This window comes from Pantoea sp. X-Soil-YNGN-785, from assembly GCF_059730585.1.
This window is the reverse complement of the sequence record NZ_AP035942.1, coordinates 2,273,436-2,295,041: the sequence shown is the minus strand read 5'-3', so window position 1 is coordinate 2,295,041 and position 21,606 is coordinate 2,273,436. Positions and strand designations below refer to the sequence as shown.

The following is a 21,606-nucleotide window of genomic DNA, read 5'->3' as shown; positions in this document are numbered from 1 at the left end:
AGGGTGGTTACGAAATATCCCGAAAATATCCCGAAATCACTATATTCAATTTATACCATTACATATTCCTGACCGCGCGAATCGAGATACTTTTTAGTCATAGAAAGGTTTTTATGGCCGAGTAATCTTTGCGCAAAATTCTCTCCATTTTCCACTTCATATAGTCGGCTGGCAAGACTTCTGATTTCATGAAATGTCGGAGGGTTAGTGCCAAATTTAATTCCGCTTATTTCACGCGCTTCTGCAAATGCACCTGTGAGCGCATCTGGTGAAACCGGCCCTGGTTTTCTTCCCCCGCGACGGACCGCAGAATAAATCGGACTATCCGATGGGTTATCCTTCCGACACTCCTCTACGATCCTCTCCAGTGACATGCCAAGTTCTTTCAGCTTGAGACTCAGCGGAACCGCCAGTTTATGACCGGTTTTGCTTTGTGTCACAAATAGCCGGCCATCTCTGATAGCGTTGAAGGTCATTAGCGTGATGTCTTCCCGGCGCTGCCCGGTGAGCAGGCCAATATTCATCGCGTTCTGCAGCCACCCTCCCATACTCTCAGCGGCCTTTCGGATATCCAGTGTGCAATCAGCAAGGCCATTCGGACGGGGCGACAGATTTTTGTGACCGTTCAGTCCGATGGAACCGTTAAGGGTGAGGAGTTAAAGCCTTTCCCAAGCATCAAGAAGTAAGCAACACCGCTCTTTAAAACTCTGACCCCGCTCCCACCGAAATGTCGGAGCAAAACCGAAGTGACTTGCTCACCGCAATGTCACGCAATCATTTACCTACAAGGAAATTATCAATCATGGAACACGCAAGAAATAGCAAGTTGATCAACGAAGTAGAAACAGAATTACGCAGCCGCCTTACTCACAAAGGACAGCGCGTTCTGGCTGATGAGGCCGGATGGCATGAATCGAAGGTAAGCCGTTTAAACCTGCGCGATATGGCGACGGTTTTCGTGCTGCTGGAGAAGGTTTGGGAAACGAGCCTGATTGCAGAAGTAGCCCGGCAAGCGGTTGCAGCTGCGATGGGAAAAGAAAAAGCCCCGAGCTGCGCGAACAGCTTCGAGGCCTGATGCGAAATGACTGGATCAATTCACAGTAGTAATTATGGCACTAATTGAAAGACTTTTGAATATGCAACCGGCGGAAAGCATGCCTTTCCCGTCAGATTTTAATCCGAAAGGCTGGGTATACGTTTTATCAAACCCTTCTATGCCTGGTATGTACAAGATTGGGCTTACGCGGCTTCACCCTAACCAAAGAGCAGGTCAGCTATCAAAGTCGTCAGGATCCCCCACGGATTTTGTTGTAAAGGCAAAGTTCATTTCTGCTAACCCTGAGCGAGATGAGAAAATCATTCATGAATCGCTGTCTCGCTTTCGCGTTTCGCAGTCCAGGGAGTTCTTTGCCTGTTCACTGGACAAGATTCTGACTGAGTGTCGTAGGTGCCTGCCATTTGGCGAGGCGAGTTCTGTTGAGGAGCTTGCAGACAAGTTTAACTTCGTCACCTTCGACGATTACTTTTTCGCGCATGACACTGAATTCATGCTCGAAGAAATGGGCATTAGTGCCTTTGGTAGTATAGGCAATACCTATTGGGCTCTGGCCTGCATTGGTGCCTCATTGGTGAGGCAACTGACACAGGATGGAGCAGTCATGGTTTATACCGGTGAGGGCTTCGCTTTAATAAAGCCCGGCAAGGATGGTGACTCATGAGTACGGCCAGAATTCTTGCTTTCCCGGAACAGCAAACCGCTCAGTTTAGGAGCAACAGGATGGAGAACCAGAAGCATGGTTACATCCCGTTGTACCGGAGCGTCAAAAAGCAGCCTTGGGCGAAGGATGTCTATCTGAGGACGCTATGGGAAAACCTTCTCATTGACGCAGCCAGACAGCCATACACGGCAAATTACAAAGGCCACAGATGGCCTCTGGAAATCGGGCAACTGGTAACCACCTCAGCAGATTTAGGGTTATCACTTTGTGATCGCAATGGAGAGCCAGCAAGCCGACACGCAGTCGAGAGGATGCTGGCCTTCTTCGAGAAGGAGGAGATGATTTCAGTAAAAGCTGAACGCAGAAAAGGGACGCTTATTACCGTCCTGAATTATGCCGAATATGCTGAAAAAATGACCCCAACCCCCGCGCATAGAGCCGCGCATATACCCGAGCATAACGAAGCCAGTAGTACCAAGGCTTCAGAAGCTACCCCCGCGCATATGTCCGAGCATAAAGGCGCGCATCATGAACAAGAATATAAAAACAATAATATTAAAAACACTACGTCTGAGAATTCTGGCGAATCCTCCGACACACCCCTGAAGAATCTCCCGATCATTCGACCTGAAGCAGCGACCCATTCACCGAAAGGCGACAAGTGGGGAACAGATGATGACCTGAAGGCCGCCGAGTGGATGTTCAGCAGGGTGAAGGTAGTTACTCCAACTGCAAAAGCCCCTAACTGGGCTGCCTGGGCTAACTCATGACCCTGTAGACACCGAACACCGTGATGATAATCAGACATCTGATGCACTCCGTTTTGAGGGTGTGCTCAGGGTGTCAGGTCAGGCGGGGTCATGCATGCGGTTGCAGTTTGCTGACATCTGAACAGGCAACTAACGCGTAATGATCGTTTTACTTTCCTGTGGCACTATAAAACAGCCAGTGTCATAAACGAGGGATTGAGAATGAGTTCAGGAACAGCCGTAAGACAGGAACCCGGACGTTACTACACATTTGAGTCAAGATTGCCTCAGGGCGTTTTTTTTGAGATTCGCCCCGGTCATTTGCCAAGAAATGCAAAGCCCGTGACAGATGAATCCAGCGGTATGTGTATTGGTTACTCGGTCGCACAGGCTCCGGGTTTGTGGCAGATTTATGATGTCCAGGGACATTTTGTCAGGCTGGAAGAAGCGCCACTTGAAACACCCCTGATTGATCCCACGGATATTGCCCTGTTTGGCTTGGGAATTTTTCGTATCCTTCGTACAGGGCGGGTGCTGTTTGAATCAGGGGCACGTGCCGCTGTTTATGCGAAGCTCAGTCACTCCACTATATCCTTTCTGCGCAGCAGACTTAAACTCGGGCTGCATGCACGTAACCTTAAAATGACCGAGACTGCTGCAAAACATATGTATGAACCAAGTCGCTATGTCCCTCTGCAAATTCAGGAAATAGCGATTCGCTATGGCAGGCGGACGGCAGATCCCCGCAAAGGTGAAGGTATGTTCAGATATGAGACCAGAATGTTTAAACTACGCTTTAATAAGCAAACAATGGAATATGAGTATAAAGAATACACACTTGAAGTCGTCGTGCGTGAGACAGACTGGACGATATCGCATTTTAAATACATGGATTAACAGACTGGAAAACTTGTATGTTTGATTTGCGCAATGAAGATTTCACATTTGTGATTTCTCCTTTTGAAAGAATCTCAGACGATGAGGCCGACCCGGTTGATCATCTATGGGACTGGATCCAGTCCTGGATTGAGTTCTCTGTTAGCGGCCTTAAAATGCAGTTTCAAACTGAATTTACCATCGGCGAGCTAAAGATTTTAAAGGATGAGTTTTTCGCACATTACCAGGCAATTATCACGCAGCGTGAATTAAAACCTTTTAATTTTCGCAGCGAACGTGGCCAGCTCAATATGGTTATCAGAAAAGTTACGGGTAAAGATGGTGTTATAGTGGAGTTTGATATCCGCCCTGAACCACATGCTGACAGCGTTCAGGTTAAAGGTGACTTCAGCCTTAATGAAAGCTATTTTCCTGACATTCTGAAGCGGCTTGATGAAATGATTGAATGGCAGAATTAGGCATGTCTACATTAAAAAATTTCATCTAAACCCCCGTTGTAACGGGGGTTTTTTATTAGGGCTTTTCAGGCTAGGCAAAATCTGGCGCAGCAATATTAACCGCCTGTACCGCCTGCACGTACTTCATCCAGGCGGTTAGCGTAGCTTTATCCGCATCAGTAATGATGCCGAGCAGCAGCTGCGTCTGCCATGCCTGGGTGATACCGTTAGCCTTGCCGGTATGAAAACGACACCGACAACCATCATCAGCGATCCGCGCCGTCAGGCTGCGCTGCTTTACTGGCAGGGTTATTCCGTGCGCCAGATTGCGGAGACGCTCGGACAGAAAACGCCAACCGTGCAGAGCTGGAAGCTGCGCGACGCGTGGGACAACGTCGCGCCCATCAGTCGCGTTGAATCCAGCATGGAAGCCCGGCTGATTCAGCTCATCATGAAAGAGGTAAAGGGGAATGGTGATTACAAAGAGATAGACGCACTCGGACGTCAGATTGAGCGCCTTGCCCGCGTTGAGCGCTACCGCAGCAGCGGCAACGAGGCAGACTTAAACCCGAACGTGCGCAACCGCAACAAAGGCCAGCGCCAGCCGGTTGTTAAAAATGAGTTCAGCGAGGAACAGGTAGACAAGCTGACCGGCGTGTTTATGGATAACTGCTTTGAGTATCAGCTCAACTGGCATAAAGCCGGGCTGACTCACCGCATCCGCAATATCCTGAAGTCGCGCCAGATTGGCGCAACGTTTTACTTTGCCCGCGAGGCGCTGATCGATGCGCTGACCACCGGGCGCAACCAGATATTTCTTTCAGCCAGTAAGGCGCAGGCGCACGTCTTTAAAAACTACATCATCGACTTTGCCCGCCAGGCTGACGTTGACCTGAAAGGCGATCCCATTGTGCTGCCGAATGGGGCGCGCCTGATATTCCTCGGTACGAACGTGCGCACCGCGCAGAGTTATACCGGCAACCTCTATCTGGATGAGTATTTCTGGATCCCGAAATTCCAGGAGCTGCGCAAAGTCGCCAGCGGCATGTCGCTGCATAAAAATGGCGCACAACGTACTTTTCCACGCCGTCGGCCCTGTCGCACAGCGCTTATCCGTTCTGGTCAGGCGAGCTGTTTAATAAGGGGCGGCGCAGCAAAGATGATCGCATTGAAATAGACCTGTCGCATTCACACCTGGCGAAGGGCGCGCTGTGCGGTGACGGCCAGTGGCGGCAGATTGTAACGGTTGAAGACGCGCTGACCGGCGGCTGCAACCTGTTCGACATTGACCAGCTGCAGCTTGAATACAGCCCGGCGGAATATCAGAACCTGCTGATGTGTGAGTTTGTCGATGACGCCGCGAGCGTATTCCCGTTCGCCGAGCTGCAGAGCTGCATGATCGACAGCCTGGAAGAGTGGGAAGATTTTAACCCGTACCTGCCGCGCCCGTTTGCATACCGGCCGGTCTGGATCGGCTATGACCCGTCGCATACCGGCGACAGCGCAGGCTGTGCAGTTATCGCGCCGCCGCTCGTTGCGGGCGGTAAGTTCCGCGTGCTGGAGCGTCACCAGTGGCGGGGCATGGACTTTGCCGCGCAGGCGAAATCTATCGAGGACTTAACGAAAAAATACACCGTGGAATATATCGGCGTGGATGCCACCGGCATAGGGCAGGGGGTTTTTCAGCTGGTACGTCAGTTTTACCCGGCCGCTCGCGAAATCAAATACTCGCCCGAAGTGAAAACGGCAATGGTGCTCAAGGCGAAAGACACCATCAGCAGCGGGCGGCTTGAGTATGACGCCGGGGCGACGGATATCACGCAGTCGTTTATGGCTATCCGCAAAACCATGACGGCCAGCGGCAACCGCTCAACCTATGAGGCGAGCCGCAGCGAAGAGGCCAGCCATGCCGACGTTGCCTGGGCCATCATGCACGCACTGTTAAACGAACCGCTCACCGCAGCCAGCGGCGGCGCTAACCCCTCTATTCTGGAATTTTACTGATGAGCAAACGCAGAGGCCGCAAGGCTCACATCGCCACCGCGCAGCCGGTACAGGCAACCGCACCGCAGCAGCACGCCGAGGCGTTCACCTTTGGCGATCCGACGCCGGTCATGGATAAGCGCGACATTCTGGATTACGCCGAGTGCATCGGCAATGGGCGCTGGTTTGAGCCTCCAGTCAGCTTTAGCGGGCTGGCTAAGAGCCTGCGCTCGGCCGTGCATCACAGCTCGCCGATTTACGTGAAGCGCAACATTCTGGCCTCAACGTTTATTCCACACCCGATGATGAGTCAGCAGGAGTTCAGCAAATTTGCGCTGGATTATCTGGTCTTCGGTAATGCCTTTGCCGAGTTGCGCCGCAACGGTCTGGGTAAGCCGCTGCGCCTTGAAACCACCCCGGCCAAATTCACCCGCAGAGGCGTAAAGGATGGCGTTTACTGGTTTGTGAATGACTGGAAAGAGCCGCACGAATTTTCGGCCGGCAGCGTGTTTCACCTGCTGGAGCCGGATATTAATCAGGAGCTGTACGGCCTGCCGGAATACCTCAGCGCGCTTAACTCCGCCTGGCTGAATGAGGCGGCAACGCTGTTCCGCCGCAAGTATTATCAGAACGGCGCGCACGCCGGTTACATCCTGTATATGACCGACGCGGCGCAGAGCAGCAGCGACGTTGATCGGATGCGCCAGGCGATGCGCGACACGAAAGGGCTGGGTAACTTCCGTAACCTGTTCATGTACGCGCCAAACGGAAAGCCGGACGGGATCAAGATTCTGCCGCTCAGCGAGGTCGCAACGAAAGACGATTTCTTTAACATCAAGAAGGCCAGCCGCGATGACCTGCTAAGCGCGCACCGTGTGCCGCCGCAGATGATGGGGATTATACCGGACAACTCCGGCGGATTCGGGGATGCGGTGAAAGCGTCTCAGGTATTCGTGCGTAACGAACTAACACCGCTGCAGGAGCGCATGAAAGAGATTAATAATTGGATTGGAAAAGAAATTATAAAATTTAAAGATTATAGTTTATGAATTATCAGCCCCCAACTTTTGAGTTGGGGGCTGAATTATTATTTTTTCAACGTATGCATGTAAGGAAATAAAAGTTTCTGTGTGACAGGGTTTGTGTAATTAAATGTTATCCTGTCAAGAGGTATTACCATCTCACTTGAAATTAGCTCCTCCAGCTGTGATTTGTTTATAGGGTAACGATAAATATCGCCATCTTCATCATCTTCAGCTGAGTCCGTTGCTTTCAGTATATTAAATCCATCATAATAAATTCCATTTATGACAAACTCCTTGTTAGAGTTTTCAGTGGTCAGAACATCCACTGTAACATCTCTTAATTTCCCAGGTATGATATAAAATCTATTTTGATATTGATAGAGTATGTCACTAATGAACTCAAACGAATCAGCATAATCTCCATATCGCTGTAAACGCATGACAGCATTGAAGTAAAGGATTTTAAAATCAGTCCTTAGTTTACCCTCTGAATCAAAAAATATTTCAAACAATATGCCATCTAAAATTGCTGTTCTCTTCTCTTTTTCATAATGGGATGCTTTATTGTGGAAGTCCATAATGTAAGCTGCTGCATCATTAGCACTACCTACAGCAGACTGATATATATTTCTTCCTAGCACAAAAAGTGAGTCATCATCCGAAGCGTTAACTTCTTGAGTATTTATTTTGTTTATGGCAGGGTTTTGAGTGTACCAGTTATGTGATTTTAGGTCTCTTATGATTGAATGAATTTTATTTGTAGGGTTTAACGTAAAGTACTTATCAGCAATAGCATTACTGGAGTAATTTACGATGAGCCTGGACGGGCTGATATTAAAGAAAAAATCACCCGTTAATGATGTGTGCTCCCAAGATGTTTGCCTGTGGTTAGTTGAAATGCTCAAAGTGTTTCTTGTTCTTTTAAAAACATCCTCAACAGAAATGTCTGGGACGTTTATATGTTTGAGTAAGGCTTCAGTGTAGCTACCATTATTATTCTTTCCATCAGAAGCAGTCTGCCCGGGAGATGTCGAAAAGGCAATTAATGTTCCTTTAGGTGCGTTGACCGGAGCTAGTTCTTGAGACGCTAGGTTTCTAGTCCATGACCGTCCAAATGGATTGTTCCTACAACAGTCAAGTATCACAATATTAGTATTGTTAGAGCAACCGTTCATTACTTCGAGGAGCCGATTTAAAGGGAAGGTGGAATGCTTAGCCGAAATCTCATCGTATGTATTTATATCAATTGGGGCTAAATAATTGTCACCTTCAATTTGTAGCCCGTGGCCTGCGAAATAAAATAGACCAATATCATTACTGTTAAGGCCCTCTTTAAAAGAAGATAGGCCTCTATCGAGCGCTTCATTGGATGGATCGATAAGTTTTAATACAGTGAAACCCAAAGTTTCTAGTGACGCTGAGATGTCATTAGCGTCATTTGCAGCATTTTTAAGATTGAAGGGTGCAGGATAGTTTGAAACACCTACAACTAGGGCCGTAAGTTTACGTAATGGCATAAAAATCCCTTATGAATATCCATTGGTTAAAACCTAATATGCAAAAAAGTGACTAATGTTACAACTATCTAATCGAACAGCGTACCTGTTAATAATGCTATAAATATCAATTGCTTGTTAAGTGGGTCGCTAAAATATAGTCAATTTAAAAAAGAAAAAACTAGTTTTTTATTATAAAAAAGTTACTTGAACTTTGCATTTATCCTTAATTTTTTCTTTTGCACCCATTGCACCCATTGCACCCATTGCACCCATTGCACCCATTGCACTCCTCGCGCGCAATGCTATCCCCGCGACGCCTGCCCGCTTTATGCATCGCTTTTCATGCATGTGCATGTGTTACCTCTCAACGCACCAGTACTTGCCTCACACGCACTTAGCGAGCCTATCTGGATTATGCGGACTCATGCAAGCATATGCACTTTGATGCAGAAGCAAAAAGCCACCTTAAAGGTGGCTAGAGAGCGGTAGGGAAGGGGCAACTAATCATTCTGCTTGGCAGTATATAGCGGCTTCGTAAATAGCTGTGTCGATTGTCCCTGCCATGTCGCTGATCATCGACAGTGCCATTTTTAATACATCTTCTTGGCAATTTGTGATCAGAGAATCATCGGCAATGAACTGAATACGTACAACCTTGATTGTATGACCTTTCCTCATACGCTCAGCTTCACCGTCGGACAGTGTTAACCTTAAAATCTCAAAGGAACTTTTTTTCAAAGCCTCCCTTTCTGTACACTGACTCAGTTCAGAGCGATATTTGCCCGGCTCAGGTTGCTCCTGCGCTGGCTTTTCTCTTAATCGCTTAAGAATCCTTCTACGTTCGGCCCGAGTAGAGGGATTTGTGAAATCAATAGCGGCTTCAGAGCTTCTTGGCTCAGTATAGTTAGTGACAGAACTCCAGGAGGATGCGGACGCGTCCTCAAATTCAAAAACCCAATTCAACGTCACGTATCGGAACGATCTTCGATTGCATAAGACGGGTTAAGATCTGGGTGTCGTCACCGACTTCAATTGCATAAACGGCCTTGATGCACACGGTTTCCTGCCGTTCTCATTTTAGTCTTCGCTTGCCTGACACCAGGCGCGCACTGCCAGCTCGTCACGGCGTACAAACTGGCCTGCTTGGGCGTTAACGTATTTGGCCCCGTCTGAATGGATGTTCCTTCTGACATTCTGTATGCTTATAATTTATTGAAATCAAGATAACCCTTTCACTTTGTCAGGTAAATTAAGTGGATAACAACGAAGAAAAAAAGATGCTTTAAATGAGATATTGAAAAAATGAAGCGTGTGTTTTTATGGCTGATACAGTCTTTTTTCTATTTAGTACCTATTGCTGTCATTGTGGCAGGGTTGTATATATTTATCCGGTTTATTCCAGAACATGCTGCGTTTCTTAGCATAACATGGGTGATCGTCGTTTCATGTGTGTATATAAAATACAATCGATGGTATTAGGTGTATGCAGGGATTTTTAGTAATCCCATTTTAATTGGTAGTTATAAAAGCGTGAGGAAAGTAATTAGCTAATAGAAGGTTTTTTAGCTTCCATTTAGTTGATTAAATAAGCTGGATGTCTCGCATTGAGAACTGCAAAGCGTATTTGTTAATCAGACTCTCAGTCATTTTTATATGCTCAAATATCAATCACCTTAATCAATAGTGCGCTGTCCTTATCCTTGTCTAAGCTCCAGTTAATGCTCAATGCCGCATACGCCAACCTGCCAGCAGAATCGCAGAAAATAGCCTTTTATTTCCCCATTTCATCCCCAAAATTGACCTCAATCAACCCTCCCCAACATCCTCCCCAAACCCCTTCCAACGTTTATCCACCGTATAAAAACCGGGACGTAACCTGCCCTAGTGATATTTAACCAGGGTCAGTTATGTTCTTAAAAAAAGTTATTCCTTGTGTGATTTTAGCGCTGGCAAGTGCCGCAATGTCAGGTTGTGTGATGGCTGATGGTGGTCATCACCGTGGCCCATCTTCTGACTGGCATCATCATCATGAAAGCCAGCATAACAACACCAGCTGGAGCCATCACGCCGGGCCGGTTGCGCCCGCAAACAACGCTTCTCAGCATATGGGACCACCGCCAGCGCCGGATAGTGCCGCTCAGCATATGGGGCCACCGCCCGCTGACAGTGGCATTCACCGCTGGCACTCTTAAGAGGCGTTTGAGCAATCAGTACGAAATCATCTGAAGCGACAGGGTCTTAATCGCCCCTTTTAACGGGCAATGTTCACCTGACCAAATTGTTCAGTAAGCGTGCTTCGTCTCTACCCGACAGAGAACGTAAGCCTGACGAAACGTTGCCGCTAAACACAATCCCTAAAAAACCGACCCCACTCGCAAAAGCCGCAACAACCCCGCCAGACTCGCACCCAAAGCTTATCTGTCATCTTGTCATCATCTCCGTTTGGCTTATTCTTAATCTCCAGTCAAAAGGAGGAATGTTTATGAAAGCGGCAATTGCTAATAGTGAACACCAGGTTGAAGTGGTTGAGAAGACGCTGCGTCCTCTCAAAACCGGCGAAGCGCGGCTCAGGATGGAATGCTGTGGTGTATGCCATACCGATTTGCATGTGAAGAACGGTGATTTTGGTGACAAGACCGGCGTCACGCTGGGTCATGAAGGGATCGGCATCGTTGAGGAGGTCGCGCCGGATGTCACCTCGCTCAAGCCGGGCGATCGCGCCAGCGTCGCCTGGTTCTTCAAGGGCTGCGGGCACTGTGAATATTGTAATTCCGGTAACGAAACGCTCTGCAGAGACGTCATCAATGCCGGTTATACCGCCGATGGCGGTATGGCTGAAGAGTGTATTGTTGTTGCAGATTATTCGGTCAAAGTTCCCGACGGACTCGATCCTTTCGCCGCCAGTAGCGTCACCTGCGCCGGTGTCACTACGTACAAAGCGGTAAAAGTATCAGAGGTTAAACCGGGGCAGTGGCTGGCAATTTATGGCCTTGGCGGGCTGGGTAATCTCGCTCTGCAATATGCTAAAAACGTCTTCAATGCCAAAGTGATTGCGATTGATGTCAGTGACGGACAGCTGGCGCTGGCGAAAGAGATGGGTGCCGATCTGGTCGTCAACTCTGCCAGCGAAGATGCGGCACGCTTTATTCAGGAGAAAACCGGTGGGGCGCATGCGGCTGTGGTTACAGCCGTCGCCAAAGCGGCCTTTAACTCGGCGGTGGATGCGGTCAGAGCCGGAGGTCGGGTTGTAGCAGTCGGACTGCCGCCGGAAGCGATGAGCCTGAATATCCCGCGACTGGTGCTCGATGGCATCCAGGTGGTGGGATCGCTGGTCGGAACGCGCAACGATCTGTCGGAAGCTTTCCAGTTTGCGGCAGAAGGCAAGGTGGTGCCTAAGGTAACTAAAAGGAAAATTGGTGAGGTCAATGCCATCTTCGATGAGATGATTCACGGCAAAATCCGCGGCAGGATGGTGATCGACTTTACCGGTCAGCCTGCCAGTTAGCACCCAACTGATCGTCACTAAGGCCCGCGCATTGCGGGCTTTTTTATGCCTGAAATGCCTGGTCCTGCCACGTGAAAGCCTTAACGCGTATTCTTCACAAACATTAATAAGCACGGCTTTATGTTTCATTATGTGATTTTCACTTGCACTTTACCGGTAACATTATAGTTTATGAGGTGAGGTCTTGATTACACACAACTGAAGGAGGGTTATTTATGGCGAAGCATCACTTACTTAAATCCATTGAAATTGCTGCAATTGTACTGTTTGTCCTGATACTGGCGTATCTGGCTGTGACCGGCCTGATGTCATCCATGGGCATGGATCACGCCTGGCCTTATCCCACTAAGTAACTGAGTGCCGCACCAGGGAAACTATAAATAATATAAATAGAAAATGACCCTCACATAGGGCAGAAAAAACCCCGCGAACGCGAGGTTAATCAGAGGTTACACCAGACTTACCGACAGCAGCGTTAGCTCTTCAGTTTCCAGCGACAGGCTTTTTTTGGTTTCAAACATAAAGGCTTCGAGCGCCTCCTCAACATTGTCACCCTCAATAAAGGCGTGCGTCGTGACATGATTTTCACCTTTTGGCTTAATCACGTAGGAAACAAACCACTTCTTCTTTTCCATAATGCTCTTCCTCTTCTGAAAATGGTGATGCCGCGTGGCGGTAATGCATTAACAGGCCGTTTTCCCGCCGTGGCCTCAGCGGAACATGCCGTTAAAGGCAGCGTGGCCGACAAAGGCTAATCCAGCGGGGCAGGATGCAGCAGGTCAATCACGTCATCGATTTCATTACTGGCCGCATGGCGATCCAGGGCAACCGCATAGTAGCGTCCCTTACAGTAATGCTTTGTGACCGCCACCCGATGGCCGGTATCACTGTCAGCTTCACCGCCGCTCAGGGTCTGCAGATGGGGCGGGATAACCAGCTCGCTTTCGAGTTGTTCTGCTTCAATAATCACCGCGCCACCGTCACTGGATAGCAGCAGATGCTGAATGCTCATGTTCTCTCCTTTGCGTCAGATTGCTAACCGGGAAAGTGTAGTTCACCTCAGCAGGCATGCTGGCGACGGCGCGTCATCAATGCCTGTGAAGGGCTGATAACGAGCGCCAGAGGCAAAAAAAGCCCCAATCAGGGGCTTAATCATGATTATTAGCGAACTTAGCTGGTCTGATCGGCCAGCTTCGGCTTCAGCACGCGCTTACCCATCTGAATGCCGGGCTTCTCAACATACTTATAGAGTAAAGAAGCCAGCGCATAGGTTACCGGGATAGCGGAAACGCAGACAATCAGGAAGCGTGTCATATCGCTCTTATACTCAATGTCGGTGTGAGTGAGCAGCAGGGCGATCAGCGGGATCACAATCAGCAGGTGCAGCAGATAGACTGAGAACGAGACGTCACCCAGCCAGGTGCTGAGGCGGTTGTTCAGCAGCTTACGCGGCAGGGCAATCAGCTGAGCCATCATGCTGCCCTGCGGGTATTGCCACAGAATTGCCGCCATACCGACGATCATCAGCGCCTCCATAATCACCTGCAGCTTAATCGCGTCCATGCCAATCGCTACGGTGACGACCGGGCCAAGCAGCGCAAAGGCAACATAGAGCAGGGATTTACGGCGAATCGCTTCGGCCAGCAGCATGCCAGCCAGGAACATGTTCAGCTTAATCAGGATCATCGAAGGCATCTCAAACGCTTCATAATAATCGGCCAGCACATAGCGACCGGCGCAGCAGAGCGCCATGATGCCAATCAGCGAGGCGGCATAACCAAAGCGCAGCGTGACCAGCATGATGAACGGGAACAGCAGATAGAACTGCATCTCCAGCCCAATGCTCCAGTCTGGCAGCACGGTGTTAAACCCATACTCGGGCAGCATGCCGAACAGGAAGCTGAAGTGAGTCAGGATGTTTGCCAGTGACTGGTCGTTGTAACGCGACGACTCCGTGGCGGTGCCGGAATAGAAATGCGCAATGGTGTCACGCATCTCACCAAACCATGGGCCATAAATCAGGGCGATGATTAACAGCAGATAGTAGAGCGGGGCGATACGGAAGAAGCGGCGGATCCAGAACTTCTTAATCGTCTCCGCACTCTGCCATGGCTCCTTCTGCTGGCGCTCGACGTAGTTTTTTGCCATCAGATAACCCGATAACAGAATAAACAGGTCGACCCCGATGCCCGGTGATGAAATCAGCGTGATGTGGCAATGAACCAGTAAGCTGATATGGCCAACCAGAACCCAGAGAGAGGCAATGCCGCGTAATCCTTCCAGCTCCGTTGACCAACCTCGTGTTGCAGACATAACTTTTCCTCGTTTTTATCCGGCTTTTGGCGCTCACTAAGCCTTAAGGCAAAAGATATGTAAACGGCCCTTTACAAAAGTAAGAGGATTCCGAGCACAGGAAAGAGAGAAAAATCAACCGGGAAAGGGAGGTAAAGCACAGTAAGTTAAGGGCGTGCAGTGGCACACCCTTAACCTGGATTACTGATTACGGGGATCCGTCAGGCCAGCTTTAACAGGATCATACCGGCCAGCAGCAGGGTCAGACCGGCCCAGCCTTTGCGGTTCAGTCGCTGACCAAACAGCACCCATCCGGCCGCAACCGTGGCGATGATGCCAAAACCGCCCCAGACGGCATAGGCGATCGAAAGATCGATACCTTTGACCGCCTGAGCCAGTGCGCTGAACGCGAGCAGGACACAGCAGAGTGACAGCACGCCGTGCAGCGGTTTCTTAAACCCGTCAGAATATTTAAGGAATATGTTGGCGGCAATCTCCAGCATGATCGCCAGCGCCAGCCAGGCGGCATGCACAAAATCAGCCATGACCATGATTAACCTCCGCTGATGATTGGGTGCCGGTTTTGATCAACACAATCCCGACTATCAGCGTCACCAGCCCGCAGATTTTCAGCGCGGACAGCGCTTCCCCAAACAGCTGCACGCTGAATAAGGTAATCAGCATGATGCCGATACCTTCCCACAGGGCATAAGCCACGCCCAGCGCGATACGTTTGATGGCGAAACTCAGCAGAATATAGGAACAGGCAATCATGCCCAGCATCATCAGGTAGCCTGAATGGCTGCCATTAACGCTGGACCACTTCATGAAAAGGGTACCAATAATTTCAGTAACAATAGCGAGTGATAATAAAATCCAGGCGAACATGGATGCTCTCCAGCAACGATAAATGACGACCTGCCACAGTACACAGGGCAGACTCAGAACAGTGTCGAAGTGGTGAGAGGACTACAGGGCGTTACGCCAGTGCTGATCGGCGACGTTCCAGCCAGAAAGGAAGGTGGGGGTAAGATGTGACATGAACATTCTGCTCATAAAATTTACAACGTATCCACATTGTTGCTTCTCATCAGTGGACGGATAGTGCCTCCGGTTAAATACACGCCGGATTTATAGCATTCTGCACATCATGAAATCAACAGCAGATGCTGCTTTATTTGACGCAGGTTAAGGTTTGATGGTTTGAAAAAAGAAGGCTATGTAAAAGGATGTATGGAAAAGGGGATCCATTAAACTCTGCATAAAAAAAGCCGGGCAACAGTGTGCCCGGCCATTATTACGTGACGCTGTCACCAATTACTCTGCGCGCTGCGGCACGGTGCGAACCGGCGCGTCACCCGCGACATAGTAAGAGGCGGTGCTGCGTGGCAGCGGATCGCGGCCTCGGATCTTATCGGCAATCTTCTCACCAATCATGATGGTGGTGGCATTCAGGTTACCGGTGATGATCAGCGGCATAATCGACGCATCCACAACGCGTAATCCCTGCAATCCATGCACACGTCCTTCGCCATCCACGACGGCCATCGGGTCGTTACCCATCTTACAGGTGCCGCACGGATGATAGGCGGTTTCACCGTGGTTGCGCACGAACTCATCCAACTGCTCATCCGTCTGGCAATCCAGGCCCGGACTGATTTCACGGCCACGATACTTATCCAGCGCTGGCTGGTTGATGATCTGGCGCGTAATGCGGATTGCATCGCGGAACTCGTGCCAGTCCTGCTCATGTGACATGTAGTTAAACAGAATGGCCGGATGACGACGCGGATCGCGTGACTTCAGGCGCACATGACCGCGGCTTGGCGAACGCATTGAGCCGACGTGACACTGAAAACCGTGAGCATCTACGGCGTTTGACCCGTTATAGTTAATCGCCACCGGCAGGAAGTGATACTGAATGTTTGGCCAGGTGAACTCTTCGCGGCTGCGGATAAAGCCGCCTGCTTCAAACTGGTTGCTGGCGCCGATACCGGTGCCGTTAAACATCCACTCTGCACCGATCTTCGGCTGATTCCACCACTTCAGGGCAGGATAGATAGAAACCGGCTCTTTACACTCATACTGCAGATACATCTCCAGATGGTCCTGCAGGTTTTCACCCACGCCCGGCAGGTCATGCACCAGCGGGATGTCGAACTGCTTCAGCAGCTCAGGCGAACCCACGCCAGAACGCTGCAGGATCTGCGGCGAGGCGATAGCACCCGCGCACAGCAGCACTTCACGGCGAGCGGTGACTTTGTTAATGGTGTTGCTGTCGCCCTGCAGATACTCCACGCCGACCGCGCGCTTGCCGTCAAAGATGATGCGATCGGTGGTGGCATGCGTAATGATCTTCAGGTTAGGGCGGCCTTTGGCCATATCAAGATAGCCACGCGCGGTGCTGGAACGACGACCCTTTGGCGTCACGGTACGATCCATCGGACCGAAACCTTCCTGCTGGTAGCCATTCAGGTCGTCGGTGCGCGGATAACCCGCCTGCACGCCTGCCTCAATCATCGCTTCAAACAGCACGTTGTTGCCCGCTTTCGGGGTTGCAACGCACACCGGGCCATCGCCGCCGTGGAAGTCGTTCGGGCCGATATCACGGGTTTCCGCTTTACGGTAGTAGGGCAGGCAGTCCAGATAGCTCCAGTTCTCCAGTCCCGGCTCGCTGGCCCAGTTATCCAGATCCATCGCGTTGCCGCGGATGTAACACATGCCGTTAATCAGGGATGAACCGCCCAGACCTTTGCCGCGACCACACTCCATGCGGCGGTTGTTCATGTAAGGCTCTGGCTCGGTTTCATACGCCCAGTTATAGCGTTTTCCCTGCAGCGGGAAGGCAAGGGCCGCAGGCATCTGGGTGCGAAAATCAAAACGGTAATCCGGGCCGCCCGCTTCCAGCAACAGAACGCTCACATTGCTCTCTTCGGTCAGGCGGGTCGCCAGAACGTTTCCTGCGGATCCGGCTCCAATAATAATGTAATCAAATTCCATTCGTCGTTCCTCAGGTTAAGTGATTAAAAGACTGACTGAAAACGCGTCAGCTCAACCTGCACTGACTTCACCTGGGTGTAGCTCTGCAGCGTCATCAGACCATTCTCGCGGCCAATGCCGGAATGCTTGTAGCCGCCCACCGGCATCTCTGCGGCGGACTCGCCCCAGGTGTTAATCCAGCAGATACCGGCTTCGATCTGATGAATCACACGGTGCGCCTTATTAAGGTCCTGCGTCACCAGTCCGGCGGCCAGACCGAATTCGGTGTCGTTGGCGCGGCGGATCACTTCTGCTTCGGTTTCGTAGCTCAGAATCGACATCACCGGCCCGAAGATCTCTTCACGGACAATCTTCATCTCATCCCGGCAGTCGGTGAACACGGTCGGTGCCACCCAGGCACCCTGGTCGAAATCGCCACCGGTCAGACGTTTGCCGCCGCACAGCACGCGTGCGCCTTCAGCAATGCCGGACTCGATGTAGCGCATCACGTTGTCGCGATGGCTGAAGCTGACCAGCGGACCAAAGTTGGTGGCCGTGTCACGCAGGTTGCCTGCTTTGATACGGGCAACGCGTTCGCTGATTTTGGCCTCGAACGCCGCCTGCAGTTTTGCAGGAATAAAGACGCGGGTGCCGTTGGTGCAGACCTGACCGGAGCTGTAGAAGTTCGCCATCATGGCGATGTCAGCGGCCAGATCGAGATCGGCATCATCGAAGATGATCAGCGGTGATTTACCGCCCAGCTCCATGGTGACCTCTTTCAGCGTTGAACCCGCTGCATTGGCCATCACTTTTTTGCCGCTGACAACGCCGCCGGTGAAGGAGACTTTGTCGATACCTGGATGCTCAGTCAGTAACTGACCGGTAACCGAACCGATGCCCGGCAGCACGTTAAACACGCCATCCGGCAGGCCCGCTTCGGTGTAGATTTCTGCCAGCTTCAGGGCGGTAAGCGGGGTCATTTCGCTGGGTTTGAAAATCATCGCGTTACCCGCAGCCAGTGCAGGTGCGGATTTCCACAGGGCGATCTGAATCGGGTAGTTCCAGGCACCGATACCGGCGACCACGCCCAGCGGTTCGCGGCGGGTATAAACAAAGGAGGTTTCACGCAGGGGGATCTGCTGACCTTCCAGCGCCGGAACCAGACCCGCGTAGTACTCCAGCACGTCTGCACCGGTGACGATATCGACCGCGGAGGTTTCGCTGTAAGGTTTACCGGTGTCGAGCATTTCCAGCTCTGCCAGCTCATCATTACGCTCACGCAGAATATCGACGGCGCGACGCAGGATGCGTGAACGCTCCATGGCGGTCATCGCGGCCCAGACCTTCTGGCCTTTTCTGGCGGCAGCAACGGCGCGATTGACATCGTCCTGGCCGGCGGCATGAACCTCTGCCAGCACTTCGCCGTTGACCGGATTGATCGTCTGGAACGTTTCGCCAGACGCTGCGGCAACATAAGCGCCATCGATGTAGAGTTTCTGCTCGGTGAATCGGGACATGTTTTCTCCTTCCGTTATTCGTGCTCGCCAGCCAGTTGCTGACGGATGAATTGGGTGGTCAGTGTGAGGGCGATAGCGGGATCGAATGGCTTACCGCTCAGCGCGGCGCGCAGCCACAGACCGTCGATCAGGGCCGCCAGGCCGTGTGCGGCCAGGCGTGCTTTATCCAGTGGCAGTTCACGACGGAATTCGACCACCAGCGTTGAGAAGAGCCGACGGCTGCTGACCCGCTCAAGTCTGTTGAGCTGGGGCTGATGCATGCTGCTCGACCAGAAGTCGAGCCAGGCTTTCATTACTGCGGTGTGCACCTGGGTTTCATCAAAATTCCCGTCGACAATGGCGCACAGCCGCTGTTCTGCGGAGGCATCGGCCAGCGGTTTCAGCCGCGTCAGCACCGCCTCGCGCAGCTGACGCGTCACGTCACGCATCGTGGCTTCCAGCAGACCGTTCTTGTCTTTGAAGTAGTGACTGATGATGCCGGTAGAGACCCCCGCCCGACGGGCGATCTGGGCAATCGTGGCATCATTAATCCCCATCTCATTAATCGTGCTCAGGGTCGCATCAATCAGTTGCCGACGACGTATCGGCTGCATCCCTACCTTTGGCATAGCTCCAGCTCCACCCTCAAATCGAGCCCCTATTAAATCTTTTTTTGATTGCACGTTCAATATAAAAAGAAAATTTGTTAGGGTAGTGTTCTTTAAATGTAGCGTAAGCGAAACGGTAATGAGTGCTAAGCTTTTTACCAGCCGCTGCGCTTAAACAGGAAGTGACAGAACGAGATGAGGCCGCACGGCCTGAAAACCCCGTGAGCGGCAAACGTTATCCATTGCGTATTTTCAGGATATTAACCAGAGGTAATTGATGAATAATCCACCTGCCGGTGAAAAAGACAGACTCAATCCCGTTGTATTTTATACCTCTGCCGGATTGATTCTGACGTTTTCACTTGTGACGATTCTCTACAGTGAACTGGCCGCGAGCTGGATCCTCAAGGCGGTCAATTGGGTTTCCGCCACCTTCGGCTGGTACTACATGCTGGCTGCCACCCTCTATATTGTCTTTGTGCTCTATATGGCCTGCTCACGGTTTGGCTCGATTAAGCTCGGGCCGGAGCACTCCAAACCCGAATTCAGCGTGCTCAGCTGGTCCGCCATGCTGTTTGCCGCCGGGATCGGCATCGACCTGATGTTCTTCTCGGTCGCCGAACCGGTGACGCAATATATGCAGCCGCCGGAAGGAGCAGGGCAGACGCTGGAAGCCGCCCGCCAGGCGATGGTCTGGACGCTGTTCCACTACGGACTGACCGGCTGGTCGATGTATGCACTGATGGGCATCGCGCTGGGCTACTTCAGCTACCGTTATAACCTGCCGCTGACTATTCGTTCGGCGCTCTATCCCATCTTCGGTAAACGCATCTATGGTCCGATAGGTCACACGGTAGATATCGCAGCCGTAGTCGGCACCATCTTTGGTATCGCCACTACGCTCGGCATTGGGGTCGTGCAGCTCAACTACGGCCTGAAAGTGCTGTTTGATATCCCGGAAGGCCTGACCGCGCAGACTGCGCTGATTGTCCTCTCCGTGGTGATCGCCACCATCTCTGTGACGTCGGGTGTGGATAAAGGGATTCGTTTCCTCTCCGAACTTAACGTGATCATGGCGCTGGGCCTGATTCTGTTTGTGCTGTTCTTCGGCAACACGGAGTTCCTGCTGAATGCGCTGGTGCTGAACGTCGGCGATTACATCAACCGCTTCATGGGCATGACGCTTAATACGTTCGCCTTTGATCGTCCGACTCAATGGATGAACAGCTGGACGCTCTTCTTCTGGGCGTGGTGGGTGGCCTGGTCACCGTTTGTCGGCCTGTTCCTGGCGCGTATCTCACGCGGTCGTACCATCCGTGAGTTCGTACTGGGCACGCTGATTATTCCGTTTACCTTTACGCTGCTGTGGCTGTCCGTGTTCGGTAACGCCGCGCTGTACCAGATCATTCACGGCAATACGGAATTTGCGCAGGAAGTGATGAACCATGCGGAGCGCGGCTTCTACAGCCTGCTGGCGCAGTATCCGGCGTTCAAACTCAGCGCATCGGTTGCCACCATCACCGGGATGCTGTTCTACGTTACCTCGGCGGATTCCGGTTCGCTGGTGCTGGGTAACTTCACCTCGCGGCTGAAAGACATTAACAGCGATGCGCCGAACTGGCTGCGCATCTTCTGGTCCGTGGCGATTGGGGTGCTGACGCTGAGCATGCTGATGACTAACGGGATTACTGCCCTGCAGAACACCACGGTCATCATGGGACTGCCGTTCAGCTTTGTGATCTTCTTTGTGATGGCGGGTCTGTTTAAATCGCTGAAGATTGAGGATCACCGCCGGGCCAGCGCGACGCGCGACACCGCGCCCTATCTGGCACATGCGACCGACCGTCTGACCTGGAAGAAGCGTCTGTCACGCCTGATGAACTACCCTGGCTCGCGTTATACCCAGCAGATGATGGAAAAGACCATTTTCCCGGCGATGCAGGAAGTGGCGAAAGAGCTGGAACTGCGTGATGCCCGCGTCACGCTGGAAAGCGTCGAAGCAGATGAGGCGAACCCGATTGGCTATCTGGATCTGCGCGTCCATCTGGGCGAAGAGCAGGACTTCATTTATCAGGTCTGGCCGCAGCAATATTCGATTCCGGGCTTTACCTATCGCGCCCGCAGCGGTAAGTCGACCTACTACCGACTGGAAACCTTCCTGATGGAGGGCAGCCAGGGTAACGACCTGATGGATTACAGCAAAGAGCAGGTGATCATTGACATACTGGATCAGTATGAGCGACACCTGAACTTCATCCATCTCAACCGTGAAGCGCCGGGCAGCAATATCAGCTTCCCGAGCGTGTAAACCAGGCCCGCCAGCAGTGTGCTGGCGGGCTTTTTTTTGCCATCGACGAGTTGTTACACGCCGTCGCCTGCCGATATCGTCTATCTTTAGGGCTTTGCTGGCCTGATGCC

General features: G+C 51.4%; 21 protein-coding genes and 3 pseudogenes. 12 read left to right on the top strand and 12 right to left on the bottom strand.

What is annotated here, in order from left to right; translation table 11 throughout:
* Positions 1–50: 50 nt before the first annotated feature.
* Entirely contained in the window at positions 51–548 is a 498-nt protein-coding gene (locus AC6I8E_RS10730) for a tyrosine-type recombinase/integrase (protein WP_497823964.1), read from the bottom strand.
* A 21-nt stretch (positions 549–569) separates the two neighbouring features.
* Between AC6I8E_RS10730 and AC6I8E_RS10725 the strand changes: the two are divergent.
* From AC6I8E_RS10725 to AC6I8E_RS10700, 6 genes and pseudogenes are all read left to right on the top strand, one after another.
* A pseudogene (locus AC6I8E_RS10725) lies at positions 570–686 on the top strand (Cro/CI family transcriptional regulator); the annotation flags it as partial.
* A 116-nt stretch (positions 687–802) separates the two neighbouring features.
* Positions 803–1,075 carry a CII family transcriptional regulator gene (locus tag AC6I8E_RS10720; protein ID WP_497823963.1) on the top strand — a complete coding sequence of 91 codons (273 nt, stop codon included), beginning with the start codon at positions 803–805 and terminating at the stop codon, positions 1,073–1,075.
* 34 nt (positions 1,076–1,109) lie between these two features.
* Positions 1,110–1,718 carry a GIY-YIG nuclease family protein gene (locus tag AC6I8E_RS10715; RefSeq protein ID WP_497823962.1) on the top strand — a complete coding sequence of 203 codons (609 nt, stop codon included), beginning with the start codon at positions 1,110–1,112 and terminating at the stop codon, positions 1,716–1,718.
* 59 nt (positions 1,719–1,777) lie between these two features.
* Positions 1,778–2,488, top strand: a complete 711-nt coding sequence (locus AC6I8E_RS10710; RefSeq protein ID WP_497823961.1) for a replication protein — start codon at positions 1,778–1,780, stop codon at positions 2,486–2,488.
* Between the two features lie 201 nt (positions 2,489–2,689).
* Positions 2,690–3,364, top strand: coding sequence for a hypothetical protein (locus tag AC6I8E_RS10705; RefSeq protein ID WP_497823960.1), 675 nt, complete (start codon positions 2,690–2,692; stop codon positions 3,362–3,364).
* 17 nt (positions 3,365–3,381) lie between these two features.
* Positions 3,382–3,822 (top strand): WapI family immunity protein, encoded by a 441-nt coding sequence (locus AC6I8E_RS10700; protein WP_346435457.1) that lies wholly within the window; start codon positions 3,382–3,384, stop codon positions 3,820–3,822.
* A gap of 70 nt (positions 3,823–3,892) precedes the next feature.
* On the opposite strand, the pseudogene AC6I8E_RS10695 reads toward AC6I8E_RS10700, so the two are convergent.
* Positions 3,893–4,036, bottom strand: a pseudogene (locus AC6I8E_RS10695) (tail fiber assembly protein); the annotation flags it as partial.
* 6 nt (positions 4,037–4,042) lie between these two features.
* Between AC6I8E_RS10695 and AC6I8E_RS10690 the strand changes: the two are divergent.
* Together AC6I8E_RS10690 and AC6I8E_RS10685 are read left to right on the top strand one after the other, a co-directional pair.
* A pseudogene (locus tag AC6I8E_RS10690) lies at positions 4,043–5,805 on the top strand (terminase ATPase subunit family protein).
* Positions 5,805–6,833: a phage portal protein gene (locus AC6I8E_RS10685; protein WP_497823959.1), complete on the top strand. Its 1,029-nt coding sequence runs from the start codon at positions 5,805–5,807 to the stop codon at positions 6,831–6,833. Before AC6I8E_RS10690 ends, AC6I8E_RS10685 begins: the two are co-directional and overlap by 1 nt.
* Positions 6,834–6,871: 38 nt before the next feature.
* Here AC6I8E_RS10685 and AC6I8E_RS10680 read toward each other — a convergent pair whose 3' ends face one another.
* Together AC6I8E_RS10680 and AC6I8E_RS10675 are read right to left on the bottom strand one after the other, a co-directional pair.
* A complete protein-coding gene (locus tag AC6I8E_RS10680; RefSeq protein WP_497823958.1) occupies positions 6,872–8,326 on the bottom strand; it encodes a caspase family protein in 1,455 nt (484 codons plus the stop codon).
* Between the two features lie 486 nt (positions 8,327–8,812).
* Complete coding sequence (locus tag AC6I8E_RS10675) at positions 8,813–9,277, bottom strand: hypothetical protein (RefSeq protein ID WP_201251955.1); 465 nt, start codon at positions 9,275–9,277, stop codon at positions 8,813–8,815.
* 938 nt (positions 9,278–10,215) lie between these two features.
* Between AC6I8E_RS10675 and AC6I8E_RS10670 the strand changes: the two genes are divergently transcribed.
* The 3 genes from AC6I8E_RS10670 (at position 10,216) to AC6I8E_RS10660 (ending at position 12,166) form a co-directional block, all read left to right on the top strand.
* On the top strand, positions 10,216–10,500 hold the full coding sequence (locus AC6I8E_RS10670) for a hypothetical protein (protein WP_370420968.1): 285 nt from the start codon (positions 10,216–10,218) through the stop codon (positions 10,498–10,500).
* Between the two features lie 290 nt (positions 10,501–10,790).
* Positions 10,791–11,813, top strand: a complete 1,023-nt coding sequence (gene adhP, locus AC6I8E_RS10665) for an alcohol dehydrogenase AdhP (RefSeq protein ID WP_013358129.1) — start codon at positions 10,791–10,793, stop codon at positions 11,811–11,813.
* A 215-nt stretch (positions 11,814–12,028) separates the two neighbouring features.
* The gene (locus AC6I8E_RS10660; RefSeq protein ID WP_013358128.1) at positions 12,029–12,166 is read left to right on the top strand and encodes a hypothetical protein; all 138 of its coding nucleotides are present in this window, start codon (positions 12,029–12,031) and stop codon (positions 12,164–12,166) included.
* A 96-nt stretch (positions 12,167–12,262) separates the two neighbouring features.
* Here the strand turns inward: AC6I8E_RS10660 and AC6I8E_RS10655 are convergent, their stop codons facing one another.
* The 8 genes from AC6I8E_RS10655 to betI all read right to left on the bottom strand — a co-directional run bounded on the left by AC6I8E_RS10655 (position 12,263) and on the right by betI (position 19,209).
* The gene (locus tag AC6I8E_RS10655) at positions 12,263–12,448 is read right to left on the bottom strand and encodes a hypothetical protein (protein ID WP_013358127.1); all 186 of its coding nucleotides are present in this window, start codon (positions 12,446–12,448) and stop codon (positions 12,263–12,265) included.
* 116 nt (positions 12,449–12,564) lie between these two features.
* On the bottom strand, positions 12,565–12,825 hold the full coding sequence (locus AC6I8E_RS10650) for a hypothetical protein (protein WP_013358126.1): 261 nt from the start codon (positions 12,823–12,825) through the stop codon (positions 12,565–12,567).
* A 158-nt stretch (positions 12,826–12,983) separates the two neighbouring features.
* Positions 12,984–14,126 carry an acyltransferase family protein gene (locus AC6I8E_RS10645; RefSeq protein WP_135908472.1) on the bottom strand — a complete coding sequence of 381 codons (1,143 nt, stop codon included), beginning with the start codon at positions 14,124–14,126 and terminating at the stop codon, positions 12,984–12,986.
* A gap of 200 nt (positions 14,127–14,326) precedes the next feature.
* Complete coding sequence (gene mdtI, locus AC6I8E_RS10640; RefSeq protein WP_095707087.1) at positions 14,327–14,656, bottom strand: multidrug/spermidine efflux SMR transporter subunit MdtI; 330 nt, start codon at positions 14,654–14,656, stop codon at positions 14,327–14,329.
* The gene (gene mdtJ, locus AC6I8E_RS10635; protein WP_013358123.1) at positions 14,643–14,993 is read right to left on the bottom strand and encodes a multidrug/spermidine efflux SMR transporter subunit MdtJ; all 351 of its coding nucleotides are present in this window, start codon (positions 14,991–14,993) and stop codon (positions 14,643–14,645) included. The genes mdtI and mdtJ overlap by 14 nt, the downstream gene beginning before the upstream one ends.
* A gap of 429 nt (positions 14,994–15,422) precedes the next feature.
* Positions 15,423–17,105, bottom strand: coding sequence for a choline dehydrogenase (gene betA / locus AC6I8E_RS10630; RefSeq protein WP_147789136.1), 1,683 nt, complete (start codon positions 17,103–17,105; stop codon positions 15,423–15,425).
* A gap of 23 nt (positions 17,106–17,128) precedes the next feature.
* Positions 17,129–18,601 carry a betaine-aldehyde dehydrogenase gene (gene betB, locus AC6I8E_RS10625; protein ID WP_147789137.1) on the bottom strand — a complete coding sequence of 491 codons (1,473 nt, stop codon included), beginning with the start codon at positions 18,599–18,601 and terminating at the stop codon, positions 17,129–17,131.
* A gap of 14 nt (positions 18,602–18,615) precedes the next feature.
* Positions 18,616–19,209 (bottom strand): transcriptional regulator BetI, encoded by a 594-nt coding sequence (gene betI / locus AC6I8E_RS10620; protein ID WP_013358120.1) that lies wholly within the window; start codon positions 19,207–19,209, stop codon positions 18,616–18,618.
* Between the two features lie 256 nt (positions 19,210–19,465).
* Here betI and AC6I8E_RS10615 point away from each other — a divergent pair, with 256 nt between their 5' ends.
* Complete coding sequence (locus AC6I8E_RS10615; protein ID WP_013358119.1) at positions 19,466–21,496, top strand: choline transporter; 2,031 nt, start codon at positions 19,466–19,468, stop codon at positions 21,494–21,496.
* Positions 21,497–21,606: the final 110 nt, after the last annotated feature.